This window comes from Erwinia sp. MYb416 (assembly GCF_037479575.1).
Lineage (GTDB): Bacteria > Pseudomonadota > Gammaproteobacteria > Enterobacterales > Enterobacteriaceae > Erwinia > Erwinia rhapontici.
On record NZ_JBBGYT010000097.1, the window covers coordinates 1 to 1003 of the forward strand.

The 1003-nt window shown below is 49.5% G+C and carries 1 pseudogene; it reads right to left on the reverse strand.

The window, feature by feature from the left end:
* Nucleotides 1-1003 (reverse strand): annotated as a pseudogene (locus WH277_RS00850) (TonB-dependent receptor plug domain-containing protein); the annotation flags it as partial.

A 1003-nucleotide genomic window follows, 5' to 3' on the forward strand; every position in this document is an offset into this window, starting at 1 on the left:
CTGTAAACATCGACCTGCCAGCCAAGATCAATTTGATGCTGTAATCCTGCCAGATTAAGCGGATTAAGTTCGTAGTCCTGTTTCAGCGTCGTGGTACGTTTCTCAGTCGCAAAGGAACCATAACCACCTATATAGGCACTCTGGAAATTCGCTCCCGGTGTACCGCTACTCCAGTTAATCGTATCAGATACAAAATTGGTTGCTCTGTTATAACGGCGCCAGGACTGATAGGTATCAGCGCCATGATCGATTTTATTCTGCTCAAACTGATAGCCCGCCAGGCTGGTCATTTTCCCCCAGTCAGCATTATGCTCCCATTCCATATTGGCACGGTAACCACCACCGGTATTGGTATAACCGCCGTTCTTCACATCCTTGCGATAATACTTCGACTCATGCGGAGAATACATACCAGTCAGGCGGAACATATCGCCGTTATCGGCCAGATAGCTCCCTTTCAGTAAATAAGTTTCGGCCAGGCGTTCCTGATCGTGCCACTCTTCGAGCCAGGTATGATAATTAGGGATCGTCGACTTCTGACGGTTATAGGCAAAGATAAACCCGGCCTTATCGCTTAGCGGCTGATTAGCGCTAAACGAGTAAAACTCTTTTTTAAACTTCGGCTGCTGCGTCAATTCGGTGGCCAGTTCAAAGGCTTCAGCATCGCTGGCGTCAATATGGTATCGCGTCCAGCTGTCGCGCGTGGTGCGGTACGAAATTTTTCCGGAGGCTTTTTCTAAATTGGGATCTTTTAAGCGTGCATCCACCACGCCGCCGGTAAAGTCGCCGTACTTGGCCGACACGTTGCTGTCGAACACTTCCAGCTGCTCCACCAGCTCAGAGTTAATCCAGAACGACTGCGTACCACCTGCAGGCAGGTCGGTGGGACTGTAACCGTCGGGCGAGTTGCTCAACTCACCGCCGTTCGCACCGGGATTGATGGTGTTATTATTCGATAACCCATCAATCATAAAGTTGTTGTTATAAAACTTCTCACCGTGGA